Annotated in this window: 14 protein-coding genes and 2 pseudogenes; 10 read left to right on the top strand and 6 right to left on the bottom strand. The window is 54.4% G+C overall.

The features are described from left to right. Positions 1-281: pseudogene (locus RW092_RS13865) on the top strand (uroporphyrinogen-III C-methyltransferase); the annotation flags it as partial. A 318-nt stretch (positions 282-599) separates the two neighbouring features. Here RW092_RS13865 and RW092_RS13870 read toward each other — a convergent pair. Genes RW092_RS13870 through RW092_RS13885 form a run of 4 tightly spaced genes read right to left on the bottom strand, consistent with a single transcriptional unit; the run spans position 600 to position 3,994 of the window. Then, entirely contained in the window at positions 600-1,235 is a 636-nt protein-coding gene (locus RW092_RS13870) for a polysaccharide deacetylase family protein (protein WP_028540335.1), read from the bottom strand. A 54-nt stretch (positions 1,236-1,289) separates the two neighbouring features. Beyond that, positions 1,290-2,144, bottom strand: a complete 855-nt coding sequence (locus RW092_RS13875; protein WP_316010486.1) for an SDR family oxidoreductase — start codon at positions 2,142-2,144, stop codon at positions 1,290-1,292. A 46-nt stretch (positions 2,145-2,190) separates the two neighbouring features. Continuing rightward, positions 2,191-3,264: a mannonate dehydratase gene (uxuA, locus tag RW092_RS13880; protein WP_016314308.1), complete on the bottom strand. Its 1,074-nt coding sequence runs from the start codon at positions 3,262-3,264 to the stop codon at positions 2,191-2,193. A gap of 46 nt (positions 3,265-3,310) precedes the next feature. Next, on the bottom strand, positions 3,311-3,994 hold the full coding sequence (locus RW092_RS13885; protein WP_009223588.1) for a GntR family transcriptional regulator: 684 nt from the start codon (positions 3,992-3,994) through the stop codon (positions 3,311-3,313). A 355-nt stretch (positions 3,995-4,349) separates the two neighbouring features. On the opposite strand from RW092_RS13885, the gene RW092_RS13890 reads away from it, so the two are divergent. The 9 genes from RW092_RS13890 to RW092_RS13930 all read left to right on the top strand — a co-directional run bounded on the left by RW092_RS13890 (position 4,350) and on the right by RW092_RS13930 (position 12,360). Further along, positions 4,350-5,303: a BglG family transcription antiterminator gene (locus RW092_RS13890; RefSeq protein ID WP_316010487.1), complete on the top strand. Its 954-nt coding sequence runs from the start codon at positions 4,350-4,352 to the stop codon at positions 5,301-5,303. Then, a complete protein-coding gene (locus tag RW092_RS13895) occupies positions 5,296-6,411 on the top strand; it encodes a BglG family transcription antiterminator (RefSeq protein ID WP_316010488.1) in 1,116 nt (371 codons plus the stop codon). Before RW092_RS13890 ends, RW092_RS13895 begins: the two co-directional genes overlap by 8 nt. 23 nt (positions 6,412-6,434) lie before the next feature. Next, positions 6,435-6,890, top strand: a complete 456-nt coding sequence (locus tag RW092_RS13900; protein WP_316010489.1) for a PTS sugar transporter subunit IIA — start codon at positions 6,435-6,437, stop codon at positions 6,888-6,890. A gap of 20 nt (positions 6,891-6,910) precedes the next feature. Beyond that, positions 6,911-7,174, top strand: a complete 264-nt coding sequence (locus tag RW092_RS13905) for a PTS sugar transporter subunit IIB (RefSeq protein ID WP_009223591.1) — start codon at positions 6,911-6,913, stop codon at positions 7,172-7,174. A gap of 19 nt (positions 7,175-7,193) precedes the next feature. Then, complete coding sequence (gene ulaA, locus RW092_RS13910; RefSeq protein ID WP_316010490.1) at positions 7,194-8,492, top strand: PTS ascorbate transporter subunit IIC; 1,299 nt, start codon at positions 7,194-7,196, stop codon at positions 8,490-8,492. A gap of 48 nt (positions 8,493-8,540) precedes the next feature. Beyond that, the gene (locus RW092_RS13915) at positions 8,541-9,533 is read left to right on the top strand and encodes a phosphotriesterase family protein (RefSeq protein WP_316010491.1); all 993 of its coding nucleotides are present in this window, start codon (positions 8,541-8,543) and stop codon (positions 9,531-9,533) included. Positions 9,534-9,546: 13 nt separating this feature from the next. After that, positions 9,547-10,293: a creatininase family protein gene (locus RW092_RS13920; protein ID WP_316010492.1), complete on the top strand. Its 747-nt coding sequence runs from the start codon at positions 9,547-9,549 to the stop codon at positions 10,291-10,293. A 6-nt stretch (positions 10,294-10,299) separates the two neighbouring features. Next, on the top strand, positions 10,300-11,034 hold the full coding sequence (locus tag RW092_RS13925; protein ID WP_316010493.1) for an SIS domain-containing protein: 735 nt from the start codon (positions 10,300-10,302) through the stop codon (positions 11,032-11,034). Between the two features lie 177 nt (positions 11,035-11,211). Next, a complete protein-coding gene (locus RW092_RS13930) occupies positions 11,212-12,360 on the top strand; it encodes a family 8 glycosyl hydrolase (RefSeq protein WP_016314299.1) in 1,149 nt (382 codons plus the stop codon). 352 nt (positions 12,361-12,712) lie between these two features. Here RW092_RS13930 and RW092_RS13935 read toward each other — a convergent pair whose 3' ends face one another. Together RW092_RS13935 and RW092_RS13940 are read right to left on the bottom strand one after the other, a co-directional pair. Continuing rightward, positions 12,713-13,543: a carbohydrate ABC transporter permease gene (locus tag RW092_RS13935; protein WP_085279458.1), complete on the bottom strand. Its 831-nt coding sequence runs from the start codon at positions 13,541-13,543 to the stop codon at positions 12,713-12,715. Then, positions 13,543-13,657 (bottom strand): annotated as a pseudogene (locus RW092_RS13940) (sugar ABC transporter permease); the annotation flags it as partial. The gene RW092_RS13935 and the pseudogene RW092_RS13940, both read right to left, overlap by 1 nt.

Here is a 13,657-nt window from a genome sequence, read left to right on the forward strand (position 1 = left end):
GCGTCGACACACTCGCGATCTACATGGGCGTCAGCCAAATCGGCGCCATCCGTGATGAGCTGCTCCGCCATGGCAAGTCGGCTTCAACGCCGGTGGCGTTGATCGAACGCGGTACGACCTGCCGGCAGCGCACGTTCACCTGCACCTTGGACGACATGCACAAGCTGGCCGCCGCCGTGAAGCTAAGCAATCCGGCGCTGATCGTCGTCGGCGAGGTGGTGCGCGTCCGCGAGCAGCTGCAGTTGTTTGAGCATCAGGCGGAGGTGTACTACGGGTCGTGAAGCGAGGGAGGTCATGGGTGGTTGCTAACTTACTACCGCCCCACTGTCCCTTGCTTATAGACTAACTGCAAAAGTGCAGTTCATTTTGAGGAAAATCGGCTTTTCTGCGAGATTAAGTGTAAAAATGCAGTTGAGTAAGCGGGTTTTGAAGAAAAATGGGCCCTAGGCGGTTAAATGAACTGTACTTTTGCATTTCATCCACCGATACAAGGTACATTCGACAAGATTCGCCTGCACTTTTACATTTCGTTATACATCCGAACAGAAAAAAGGCCAAAAAGACCGCCTCATTCGTGAGGTTCCTTTTGGCCTTTTGCCTTATTCCAACGCAGCTCTGCTTAACGTCAGCAGCTCGCTGACCGTCACCAGCCGGTATCCGGCGGCCGTTAGTTCGGCGGCCAGGATGCGCACGGCTTCCACGGTTTGGGAACGGTCGTCGAAGCCGTCGTGGAACAGCAGGATGCTGCCCGGGCGGACCTGCTCCCGCGTCTTCTCCACAATGTGCGCCACGCCGGGCATCTCCCAGTCCATCGCCGCGCCATTCACCGCCCCAATCGCGGGATAGCCGAATTCACCGGAGGTGATGGTGGCCACCTCCTCGGAGGTCGCGAGGTAAGGCGGGCGGAAGACCTTCGGTTTCGCACCGGTGACCTGCTCGATCAAATCCTCCGTCAGCTGTAGTTCCCGGCGGCATTCCTCCGGGGGAAGATCCGGCAAGTGCGGGTGCGTGTACGTATGGTTACCGATCTCATGGCCTTGCTCGTGCACAGCCTTGGCGGTTTCCGGGCTTTTCTCCATCTGTGTGCCGATCATAAAGAACGTTGCTTTGCCCTGTACCTCCCTTAGAATCTCCAAAACCTGCGGGGTGTACAGCGGATTGGGGCCGTCGTCGAACGTGAAGGCAACCGCTTTATCCTGGATAGGCAGCTCGTTAATCACTTGAAAATCAGCCATTTTCTAACGCATCTCCTTCTTTATCGAAGTCCCGCGTACGACTACCGCGACCTTTTAAACCCCTGAGTAAGCCATAAAACCGCCATCGACGGGAATCACCGTACCGGTCACAAAGCCAGACGTCTCCGCATCAGCCAGCCACAATAGCGTACCCAGCAAATCCTCCGGCACGCCAAAGCGGCGCATCGGGGTATGGGTGATAATTTTGTTCGAGCGCTCCGTTAACGATCCGTCCGGGTTCGTCAGTAAGCTGCGATTCTGCTCAGTCAGGAAAAATCCCGGGGCAATCGAGTTCACGCGAATCCCGGACTCCGCCAGATGCACGGCCAGCCACTGCGTCAGGTTGTTGATCGCCGCTTTGGCCGCACTGTAGGCAGGAACCTTCGTCATCGGGCTGTACGAGCTCATGGAGGAGATGTTGATAATCGTCGCGCCGGGACGCCCGATCATTGCTTTAGCGAAAATTTGTGTCGGGATCAACGTCCCCATGAAGTTTAAGTCCAGAACGCCGCGTACGCCGGGAATGCTGAGATCAAAAAAGCTGGTGACCTCCGGATTCGCGACATCATCCGCCCGAAAAATCTCGTTGGTTGTATTGGCGCTGGCATTGTTGCCGCCGGCTCCGTTGACGAGGATGTCGCACGGGCCAAACTGCTCTCGTACTGCGGCCTCCGCTGCCTTGACGCTCTCGGCATCCGTCACGTCGCAGGCAAATGCCGCAGCCACACCGCCATCGGTGCGAATCTGATCCACTACGGCTTCGGCCTTGGCGAGCGTGCGGTTCAAGATCGCCACTTTCGCCCCCTGACACCCTAGTTCACGGGCCATTGCCCGGCACAGCACCCCGGCGCCGCCGGTAATGACGGCTGTTTTGCCGACCAATGCAGGATGTACTGGCAAGTTGCTCATCGGTTGCTTCACTCCTTTTTCATCATATATAAAGGAAGATTCTGGGTTAGTTTAGCTGACCGGCCTGCTTGGCATAGGCGTCCCATAAGCCCCACAGATACATAATGCCAAGCGCTCGGTCGTACAGGCCGTATCCCGGACGGCATTCTTCGCCCCAGATGTGGCGGCCATGGTCGGGACGGGCATACCCCGTGAAACCGGTGTCATAATACGCTTTCACAATACCGGCGATATCGACGGTGCCGTCTTGAGTCCGGTGTGACGTTTCCATGAAATCACCGTTATCAAACACGCGCACATTGCGGATATGGGCAAACGGAATCCGGTCATGGAATTCATGGATCATTGCAATGATATCGTTCTCCGGATTCGCCCCCAGCGAGCCGCTGCACAACGTAATGCCATTGGATGGACTGTCGACGAGCTTCAGGAAGCGGCGCAGATTGTCCTGATTCGTGATAATGCGCGGAAGCCCAAAGATCGACCACGGCGGATCGTCCGGATGAATGGCCATTTTGATTCCGTGCTGCTCGGCCACCGGAACGATTTCCTTCAGGAAATACTCCAGGTTGCGCCACAAGTCCTCCTCCGTGACGCCTCGATACGCCTCAAACAGGGAGGTCAAGTGCTCCAGCCGCTCCGGTTCCCAACCGGGCATCGTCAGCGCGCTGTTCTGGTTGATCACCTTCACCAGCTCAAACGGATCGATATTGTGGATGCGGGCTTTCTCATAAAATAACGCTGTCGAACCATCCGCCCCCGCCTTATGTAAATCCGTCCGCAGCCAGTCAAAGATCGGCATGAAATTGTAGCAGATCACCTTAACGCCGACTTTGGCGACTTTCTCAATCGTCCGCTTGTAGTTTTCGATATACTGGTCACGCGATGGCAGACCCAGCTTGATGTCCTCATGCACGTTGACGCTTTCCACCACATCGAGGTGAAACCCATAGCGGTCAGCTTGCCGCTTCACCTCTTCGATTTTGTCCATCGGCCATTCTTCTCCGGCAGGCACGTCATGCAGCGACCATACGAGACCCTCGACTCCGGGGATTTGCTTGATCTGATCCAACGTGACCGTGTCATTGCCTTCGCCGAACCAACGAAATGTCATACGCATACTTTACCTTCACCGCCTATCTGGTTATTTGGGGGAGAGCTGGATGTTAGCTTTGCTTAAAATAGTCCGGATACCGCTCCTGCAACACCGGTAAATTGGAGATGCTGAGCTGCAAATGCTCCATCATCAGCCGGTCGGCCCGATGGGCGTCGCGGGCAACAATCGCCTCATACATGTCTTGGTGCTGCTCGTAGAGATTCTCCCAATGCGGATCGGTTGTCAGCCAAAGCACTCGCGTCCGATTGAGGTGGGCGTTCATCTGCTGGATGACGTCCCAGGTACCCAGCTTGCGGCAGCCCGCAAATAGAATGCGGTGGAACTCCTCGTCCAGCGCAAACATCGCGTGATTGTCGTGCCGACGGATGCTGTCCTGCTGACGGGCCAAGTTGTCGGCCAACTCGGTCAACAACGCTTCCGGGAACTGTTCGCAGGCGAGCCGGATCACGGCACGCTCCAACTGCTCCCGCATAAACCGCGCTTCCTCCACGAGCTCGGGGTCGATTAGCGATACCCGCGTGCCGCGCTGCGGCAGGACCACCACCAGCCCTTCCTGCGCCAGCCGTACGAAGCTCTCCCGCACCGGGGTGCGGCTCACCTGAAAGGCTAACGACATCTCTTTTTCAGATAGTGTAGTCCCCGGAGGCAGCTCCAGCGTGACGATCTGTTCCTTCAGCTTGGCATATACGGCGTTACCCGCCGAACCCGTCTGTGTCAGCCATTTGTCGCTCATCCATTCACCTCCTTTGGGCCGGAGCCCTGCTCTAGCATTTGTTCTCGTTCCATCTTGCCTGATGTCCATTCTCTGCTTTGGTGCTCTTCCCAGATCCATTTAACTGCCATACTTGTATGGTAGTATGGAACCTGCTGGTTAGCAAGAGGCAAAATTGATTTACCCGCATATTTTCTACCGTATAAATTTGCAAACTTCAAAAATACAACAATTGCGCGGTTGAGGTAGGAATACCCCTGAATCCCAATTTAATAGGATAGAAGTACCTATCGATGAAAGTGGGTGGTGGAACATCCTTGACGAGCGAAGTTCTTCGATCCTTGCCCTGGTTCAACAGACCCCAGGCTACCTCTCAGTGCAAGAATTGATGGATGTCTTCCATGTCTCCAAGCGGACGATTTACTACGACATGGACAAAATCAATCACTGGCTTCGCCAAGGCGGGCTGGCTCCCGTGCAATATGTACGCGGCCGAGGCTTCTTGCTCCCCGAAGCATCGAGATCCCAGCTTCCGAGCATGGCCCAATCCGTACAGCCGCAGCAATACTATCTATCCAGCGGTGAGCGAAAGGCCTTGCTTTGCCTGAGACTCGTCAACCGGAGTACCCCCCTGTTCTTGCATGATATGGAGGCTTTGCTTCAGGTTAGCCGGGGAACCGCCCATGCGAAGCTCAAGCGTCTGAAGAAAGAACTGGAAGATTATGCGCTAAGCATCCAGTTCGACCGGAAACAGGGCTATTTTATTCAAGGGAATGAGAAAGACATTCGGGCGGTCTTGTCTCGCTTCTTATTCGAGCAGCTGTCGTATGCTGACTGGAATCCTTCGTCTCCTGCCTTTGACGGCCTCATTCACACGGATTTATTCCGGCGCCACTTCCCAGCGTTCCGGGAGGAGGAACTGGCCTCCGTATACCGGATCATCGTCTCCACCGAGCAGCGGATTGGCATGGAGTGGACAGATGAGACGATTCTGCATTTGACCCTGCGCATTTGGTTGTCCGCCAACCGCATGAAGCAAGGGCGAACGGTACAGCTGGAGGAAGAAGAGAAGGCGGCCTTACGCGAAACGCTCCAGTTCAAGGCGGCGACGCAAATCGCTGATGAGCTTGGGGAACGGTTTGACCTTCGCGTACCGGAAGACGAGATCGGGTACTTGGCGATTTATTTATTGGCGGCCCAAGTGAATCGAGTCGAGGTGGAATCCGACACTTGGGAGACGAAGCGACTGCGTGCAGCGACAGAGGAGGTTATTGACCTGTTCGCTAAGAACGGCTGCGTCTATTTTCAGAACCCGGGAGGCTTTGGTTAAGCAGCTGTTCCTTCACGTCAAATCGATGTTTTATCGCATCAAATATGGACTCACCATCGATAATCCGCTGACGGACAAAATCCTGGAAGAGTACCGGGAAGTGTACGAGCTGACTCAAAAGTCCGCTTCCCCGCTGGAGCGGTTATTCGAGAAGCCGTTAGGCCGTCATGAGATCGCCTATCTGACGATGCATTTTGGGGGCTGGCTCAAAAGGGAGCAAGCGAAAACGGAGCATCGGAAACGGGCTGCTGTCGTTTGTGTAAACGGAGTTTCGGCTTCAAGGCTGCTTAAAAATCAGCTGGAGCAGCTCTTCCCCTCCCTGGATTTAGTGGCAGTGCTGTCCCTGCGAGAATTCGAGAAATTCACGGATCCCGTCGACCTGATCTTCTCTACGGTTCCCTTGTCGGGCTGTCAGGTTCCGGTGTTTATCTTGAACGCGGTAATGAGCGACGCCGAGAAGACGCATTTGCTAAGTCGGGTGAACCCTTATCTGGGGGTGGCTGAGGGCAGCTCTGCCTTTCCTGCGGCGCAGGAAATTGTGGATTTGGTGAGCCAACACGTCGCCATTCCCGATCGAGAGGCGCTGCTAAGGGATATCCAGCGGTATCTGTCATCAACTAAAGTCCAGCCGCCTAAATCGAAGGAGAATAAGCCAACACTTGTTGATCTGTTAAAGCCTTCACGCATTACGATTCGGGAACAGGCCTTGGGATGGCGTGAAGCAATCCGGTTTGCAGCCCAGCCGTTGCTGCAGGAAGGAACTATTACTGGCGGTTACGTACAAGCGATGATCGATTACATCGATCGATACGGGCCCTACATAATTGCCACGCCGGGGGTTGCGATCGCGCATGCCAGGCCCGAGGACGGGGCGGTTCGGGCCTCCATATCCTTGCTAGTTATTCGAGATGGAGTTCCCTTCAGTGATCAGCCGAATCACCTCGTCAATCTGCTATTCGTCGTGGTTGGCATCGATGGACAGTTCCACTTAAGGGCGCTCACCCAGTTGGCGAATCTCTTGATGGAAGAGAGGAACCGTTACGTTCTGGGGAGCACGGACGACAAAGCCGAAATGATGCATTTATTCCAACATTATTCTGATGCTTGACGGATATTTAAGGAGGATTATCGATGCGTTTTCTGGATACAAGTCTGATCTCGCTGGATGTTGAAGCGAAGGACGCGCAGGAGGCGATTCGCGCTGCCGGGCAGTTATTAGTTGAGATCGGGGCGGCTGAGGACAGCTACGTGGAAGCGATGCTGACGGCTTTTCAAGAACAGGGGCCCTATATCGTGGTCGCTCCGCACATTGCAATCCCTCATGCCAAAGCGGAGTCCGGTGTTCATGAAGCCTCGGTTTCCTTCGTCCGGCTGAAGCAGCCCGTGGCCTTTGGACATCCCGGGAATGATCCCGTCGAGCTCGTGTTCGCCCTAGGCTCCTCGTCAAGCTCGGAGCATATCGATCTGTTACGCAGATTAACCACTTTACTCAATGAACCCACGAATATTGAGGCGTTGAAAGCAGCGAGAACCCCTGAGGATATCGAGGGATTGATCCAATCCTCAAATATCGAGCAGGGAGAATAACCAACACAGGAGGAATCACCATGAAGATCATCTGCGTTTGCGGTTTAGGACAAGGAACCAGCTTGATTTTACGCATGAATGTGGAAACGGTGCTAAGGGAGATGGGGATCCAGGCTGAGGTGGATCATATGGATGTCTCTTCGGCCTCGAGTATGCCGGCAGATTATATTATTACGAACAATGAGCTGGCTCGAAGCCTGCCTGACCATTCGGCACAAATCATCATCGTCAACAATTACTTTGACTTAGAGGAGATTCGGCAAAACCTGAAAGAAGCTATGTAAAAAGAAGGAGGAAGGGACAATGGATGTTTTATTCTGGATATCCAACAACATCTTTGGGACACCGGCAATTCTTCTTGGCTTCATCGTTTTATTGGGTTTACTGCTGCAAAAGAAATCGACCAGTCAAGTGATCAGCGGCACATTTAAGGCGGTGATTGGGTTCCTCATCATCTCCGCCGGTTCCGGCGTCATCGTTGGGGCATTGAACGTATTCGAGCCCATGTGGAAAGAAGTGTTCGGGCTGGAGTCGGAAAGCCTGTCGAACTTCCTTGGTCAGGAGACCTTTAATGCGCAGTTTGGCGGCTCCGTGACGATGGCGATGCTGCTTGGTTTTCTGATTAACGTGCTGTTGGCTCGGTTCACGAAGTTCAAGTACATTTACTTGACCGGACACATGATGTTCTGGACGTCCACCATTTTTACCGGAATCGTGATTCATACGGCCGGAGATTCGGTTCCACGGTGGGGGCTGATTCTGTTCATCGCGATCATCCTGGGGGTTTACTGGACCTTCCAGCCCGCACTGACTCAGCCATTCATGCGCAAAATTACGGGGAATGACAATATCGCACTGGGGCATACGTCGGCAGCAGCCGGTCTGCTCGGGGCGCTCTTAGGGAAATGGTTAGGGAACAAAGAGAATGATACTGAAAAAATCAAGGTGCCGAAGGGGCTGGAGTTTCTTCGCGATTCTAACGTCATTACGGCGTTGTGCATGGGCTGGTTGTTCTTCGTAGGCGCGGTTGTGCTCATGCTCAAAGGAACGCCGGAAGCGCAGAACTTGGTGGCCCAGTCCGGAGATCAAAACTTCATTATTTATTCGATCGTTCAATCGCTGACCTTTGCAGGCGGGATTGCCATCGTCCTGCTTGGGGTCCGGATGTTTATCGGGGAGCTCGTTCCGGCATTTAACGGGATTGCGACCAAGCTCGTCCCGGGTGCAAAACCGGCGCTCGATTGCCCGGTGGTTTATCCATATGCACCCAATGCGGTGATTCTCGGTTTCCTTGGCGCCTTCGTCGGGGCGTTAATCTGGCTGGTTGTGCTGGGGAACACGGTGGCGTACATTTTCGTCCCAACGATGATCGTGTTGTTCTTCCACGGGGCGACGGCCGGGGTATTCGGGAACTCCACCGGCGGGGTCAGAGGGGCATTGTTGGGTGGTTTCATCACCGCAACGATCGTGGCTTGGGGCCAATTCATCATGGTTCGTTATCTGATTTCCACGACGGTGCCGGACACAGCCATGTGGGCAGCCGATACGGATATGTTCATCCTCGGACCGATCATTCGCTTGCTGTCGCAGCTCCTGTTCTAAGGATGTGATCCATCGGAAGGTTACAAATCAGCTTGGGGGGACGCCGAGATGAGCTTCATACGTACGCTGGACGGGGATATCCCCAAAGATCAGCTAGGGTTTACTTATTCGCATGAACATCTCGTCTGTCGGCCTGCCTACTGGTCGGAGCGCGGGGAAGACGATTTGCTACTGGATGATCCGGAGAAATCCAAACGTGACGTGTTTGATTTTAAGCGGCATGGCGGGGAGGCGATCGTCGACGCAACGGCGATTGATTACGGTCGAGATGTGCAGGCGGTAGTTGACATCATGAAGGAAACCGGGGTGCGCGTTATTGGGACCGCCGGGTTTAACAAGAGCTTCCTTTGGGATGCCCAGATCAAGGATGAACTGAAGCCGATCATCGGCAATTACGACACGTATTACGAATGGATTGAAGCGAAGAGCATCAACGAATTAGCCGAATTCGTGATTCGCGAGGTTGAGGAAGGCTTAGAAGGTACGCCCTTCAAAGCAGGCCAGGTGAAATTCGGGACGGGGTATAACCGGATTACGCCGCTGGAGGAGAAAACGCTGCGGGCGGTTGCCAGGGCCCATCACGAAACCAAGGCCCCGATCCACTCCCATACCGAGGTTGGGACGATGGGCTTGGAACAACTTGAGCTGCTTCGCAGCGAGCGGGTTGATCTTCACTTTATCAGCCTGGGTCACATGGATCGCAATCCAGATCCTTATTATCATGAGCAAATTGCCAAGACCGGGGCTTATCTCTCCTTCGACGGCATCGGCAAGATTAAGTACGGCCCGGAGAGCACCCGAATCGGGCTGATCCTCGATCTCGTCCGCAAAGGCTACGCCAATCAGATCCTCATCAGCGGAGATACCGCCCGGAAATCGTATTACAAGCATTACGATTATGGGCTGGGACTGGAGTACATTATTGCTAAATGGGTTCCACGGTTTGTGGCCGAAGCGGAACAGGCGGGATTTGACGGGCAGCAGCTGGTGCATCAATTTTTTGTGGAAAATCCGGCGAACTGCTTTAGCTTCAAGCGATGAGGGGGCGTGGTGATTGATCTTTCAATACGAAAATGCCTATGACATTGCGGAAAAAATCAAGCGCATGCCCTGCGCAATCTTGCCGATCGGTGCGGTGGAGGCCCATGGCCCCCACCTGCCGCTTGGCACGGATAACCTGCTGGCCGAGCGGCTGGCGCTCCGGTTGGCTGAACGGACGGAAAGCTTGGTGCTCCCCACGTTACCGTACGGCCAAGTGTGGAGCCTGCAGAACTTCCCTGGCAGCATTAACGTCTCCAATGAGGCGCTGATCGGGATGCTGTACGACATCGGGGAGAGTTTATACCGACAAGGCCTGCGAATCTATGTCATGCTGAACGGACATCTCGGTAACGCCGTAGCGCTGAAGGAGGCTGCGCGCCTGCTTTATAAGGACATTCCCGAATTGAAGGTCTACTATTTCTTCTATCCGGGAACGAAACAGGTGATTGAGCAGGTGAGGGAAACGCCGGCGTCCCACGCATCCTACTTCCATGCCTGTGAGCTGGAGACCTCCTACATGCTCTATTTGGCGGGAGAGTATGTCGATATGGATAAAGCCGTAACGGATATTCCTCACATTGGGCTGGAAGCGGATTGCACGCCAACGCCCTGGGAGGAATTTACGTCCACCGCGGTTCTTGGCGATGCGAAGCTCGCGACCAAAGAAAAGGGCGAACAGATCATCGAAGCCGCCTTGAATGCGATGGCCGCTATGATTGAAGGGGCTAAGCAACGTTTGCCAAACGGGAAGGAGACGTGATCTATGATGCTGCATGAGTATGTGGAGCAGATCCGTCGCAGCCTCGACCAGATCGAGGAACGGGAAGCAGAGCGCATTAGACAGGCGGCTCGGAAGACGGCGGAAACGATCATGCAGGGAGGCGTGATCCACTTGTTTGGATGCGGACACTCCCACATTCTCACCGAGGAAGTGTTCTATCGCGCGGGAGGATTGGCACCGATTCATCCCATTTTGGTCGAACCGTTGATGCTGCATGAAGGTGCCGTTCGCTCCTCAGAGCTGGAACGGCAGAACGGGCTGGCTGCGTCGTTTATGCACAATCAGGACATTCGTCCGGGAGAGGTGATGATCGTGTTATCGACCTCCGGCAGGAACCCGGTGCCGGTGGATGTCGTCCAAATCGCGAAGGCGAAGGGGGCTTACACGATTGGCATCACCTCGCTCCAGTATTCGCAGAGCCAGCCGTCTCGGCATGTGAGCGGGAAACATTTATATGATGCCGTCGACTTGGTGATTGATAATCATGCGGTGAAGGGAGATGCGGTGCTGTCCTATCCGGGAGTGCCGGTACCGTTCGCACCGACGTCAACGGTGATCGGGGCTGTTATTCTGAACGGTATCTTTGCCGAGGCGATCGTGATGATGACCGATCAGGGTTATGAGCCTCCTGTATTCTTAAGTGGAAATATCGACGGGGCGGATGAGCGAAACAGGCAATTGATCGCTCGATACCGCGATCGGATCTCTTTATTGTCCTAATTGAACCGCACAGTGAAGGTTGGCGTGGATCCGGCCTTGGCTGTGCGGATTTTTGCCGTGATGGATTGATTTGGATAAATAGAAGCGCGAAATGCACATGGAAATGTGCTGGGTACCGTGTTACCTTAACGTTGAAATCACGATAAGACCAGTTGTACTCGAGAAGGAGGCGAAGGAATGAAGGAGCATCAAGGGGCTTACTGCACAGGAACGTACCGGAACTTGCTGGCTGAATACGGTTACGGGGAAGAGGCGATTCAGCGTCGATTGGATGAGACATGGGAGCAGTTATTTGAAGGAGACGAAGAAACGCGTATTTATTACCCTTCCGGCGAAGATATGGGCTATATGCTGGATACCGGCAACCTGGACGTACGAACGGAGGGGATGTCCTACGGGATGATGATGGCCGTTCAATACGACCGCCAGGATGTGTTCGATCGGATCTGGAAATGGACAGTAACCTATATGTATATGACCGAAGGGGATAACGCCGGGTACTTCGCCTGGTCCTGTGCACCGGACGGCAAGCGTCTTTCCAATGGGCCGGCACCGGATGGCGAGGAGTATTTTGCGCTGGCGCTGCTGTTTGCGTCTCATCGTTGGGGCGACCGGGAGGCGCCGTTCAACTACGGCACCCAGGCTCGGGATTTGCTGCGCACCTGCCTGCATAAAGGGGAGGACGGACCAGGTTATCCGATGTGGAATCCGGACAACAAGCTGATCAAGTTTGTTCCAAACTGTGAGTTTTCTGATCCTTCCTATCATCTTCCTCATTTCTATGAGTTGTTTGCGCTGTGGGCCTACCCGGAGGATCGAGCGTTCTGGAAGGAAGCGGCTGAGGCGAGTCGGCAATATCTGCACCTGGCTTGCCACCCGGTTACCGGTCTTGCACCGGAGTATGCATATTATGATGGAACGCCAAATAACGAACGGGGGTACGGCCACTTCTTCAGCGATGCGTATCGAGTCGCGGCCAATCTTGGCCTCGATTGGGAATGGTTTGCCGCCGATCCTTGGCAACGGGAGGCGGTGGGCAAGATTCAGGCGTTTTTCGCTGATAAAGAGCCGGAGGACTACCGCCGCTACACGATCTCAGGGGAGCCGTTTGAGGAACCGGCTTTGCATCCGGTCGGGTTGCTGGCAACCAACGCGATGGCCTCACTGGCGGCCGACGGCCCCCAAGCTAAGGCCTGTGTTGATTTGTTCTGGAACACTCCCGTCCGAACCGGAAAGCGCCGCTACTACGACAACTGCCTCTATTTGTTTGCGCTGTTGGCGTTGAGCGGGAACTACCGGATATGGATGCCGAGGGGTGAGGCGTAAGGCTGAATCGGGAGTGGGCGGCTGGGAAGGGTCGAGGGCCGTTGATCTAACGGACTCAAGTGCTCTTAGTTCCGTTGATTCGTGGGGAATCGAGTTCTAACGGACTGAGAAGGCGTTATTTGGGCAAATCGTTGCCTAGTACCATAGCGAAATGGCCAATAAGGGCTGGTGTGTCCGTTAAACCGGGAAATCGTCGGGAAATCGTGGATTAACGTCATTACGGTCCGTTACAGCAGGGAGCCATCAAGTTGCCAAGTCGCCGGCTCGTTTAACTCAGACGCGGCCTTTGCCCCAAAAAAGCGAGCCCGGAATTCCTCCCAGGCTCACTTCATTAAATGCGTATCCGCTGCAATCAGCCCTTCACCGCGCCGGCGGTGAGGCCGCTGACGATGTATTTTTGGCCGAATAGATAGAGAATGAAGACCGGCAACGAAGTCAGCACGAGGTTGGCAAAAATAAGATTCCATTCCCGGCTGTACTTGCCGTAGAAATTGTAGATTGACAGCGGCATCGTCCAGGTCGAGCTGTCGGTCAGGAAGTAGAGCGGAATCGTGATGTCGTTCCACACCGACATGAACACCATAATTGCAACGGTAGCATTCACAGGCAGGATCAGCGGCGTCACGATCCGGAAGAATACGCCCAGCACGCTGGCCCCTTCCAGAAACGCCACTTCGTCGAGGGCTTTCGGGATCGTCTTGATGAACCCGCTGTAGAGGAACACGCTAAAGGCGGTGTTCAGCGAGGCGTAAATCAGAATGACGCTGGTGATGCTGCCGTAGAAGCCCAGCGCTTGCACGATCCGGATGGTCGTAATTGTCGACATCGGGGCGATCAGGCCCATAAAGAAAAACATATACAGCGAATTGGCGAGTTTCGTCTCGCGACGCGCCAGAATAAAGGAGGCCGCCGAAGAAGCCGCGATGTTGATGATCGAAGATACACCGGTAATCAACACGCTGTTCCAGAACGACCGGGCGAGCCCGCCTTCTTCAAAGACGCGCACGTAGTTGGAGAACATCCACTTTTCGGGCAGTTTGATCGAGAAATCCAGTACTTCGGCGCTTGTCTTAAAAGAACCGAAGATCATGATTAACACCGGCAAAAGAATCAGCAATGAAGCCAGCAGCAGAAGGCCTTCGACAATATAGTTACGAATGGCGAGTTTGCGTGTAAATCCCATTATTCGGTGACCTCCTTACGCCGCATGAAGATGAGCAGCGGGATGGCAATGATCGTAACCGCCACGAACAACAACGTATTGATGGCTGTCCCCAGCCCCCAGCTTCTTTCTTCG

Origin of the sequence: Paenibacillus sp. 3LSP (assembly GCF_032465655.1) — a bacterium.
Taxonomy (GTDB): Bacteria; Bacillota; Bacilli; order Paenibacillales; family Paenibacillaceae; genus Fontibacillus; species Fontibacillus barengoltzii.

Bases quoted from the DNA above. Each gene is read 5' to 3' on its own strand.
- RW092_RS13870 (WP_028540335.1), bottom strand. From the start codon at position 1,235: ATGGCTGATTTTCAAGTGATTAACGAGCTGCCTATCCAGGATAAAGCG.
- RW092_RS13875 (WP_316010486.1), bottom strand. From the start codon at position 2,144: ATGAGCAACTTGCCAGTACATCCTGCATTGGTCGGCAAAACAGCCGTC.
- uxuA (WP_016314308.1), bottom strand. From the start codon at position 3,264: ATGCGTATGACATTTCGTTGGTTCGGCGAAGGCAATGACACGGTCACG.
- RW092_RS13885 (WP_009223588.1), bottom strand. From the start codon at position 3,994: ATGAGCGACAAATGGCTGACACAGACGGGTTCGGCGGGTAACGCCGTA.
- RW092_RS13900 (WP_316010489.1), top strand. From the start codon at position 6,435: ATGCGTTTTCTGGATACAAGTCTGATCTCGCTGGATGTTGAAGCGAAG.
- RW092_RS13905 (WP_009223591.1), top strand. From the start codon at position 6,911: ATGAAGATCATCTGCGTTTGCGGTTTAGGACAAGGAACCAGCTTGATT.
- ulaA (WP_316010490.1), top strand. From the start codon at position 7,194: ATGGATGTTTTATTCTGGATATCCAACAACATCTTTGGGACACCGGCA.
- RW092_RS13915 (WP_316010491.1), top strand. From the start codon at position 8,541: ATGAGCTTCATACGTACGCTGGACGGGGATATCCCCAAAGATCAGCTA.
- RW092_RS13925 (WP_316010493.1), top strand. From the start codon at position 10,300: ATGCTGCATGAGTATGTGGAGCAGATCCGTCGCAGCCTCGACCAGATC.
- RW092_RS13930 (WP_016314299.1), top strand. From the start codon at position 11,212: ATGAAGGAGCATCAAGGGGCTTACTGCACAGGAACGTACCGGAACTTG.
- RW092_RS13935 (WP_085279458.1), bottom strand. From the start codon at position 13,543: ATGGGATTTACACGCAAACTCGCCATTCGTAACTATATTGTCGAAGGC.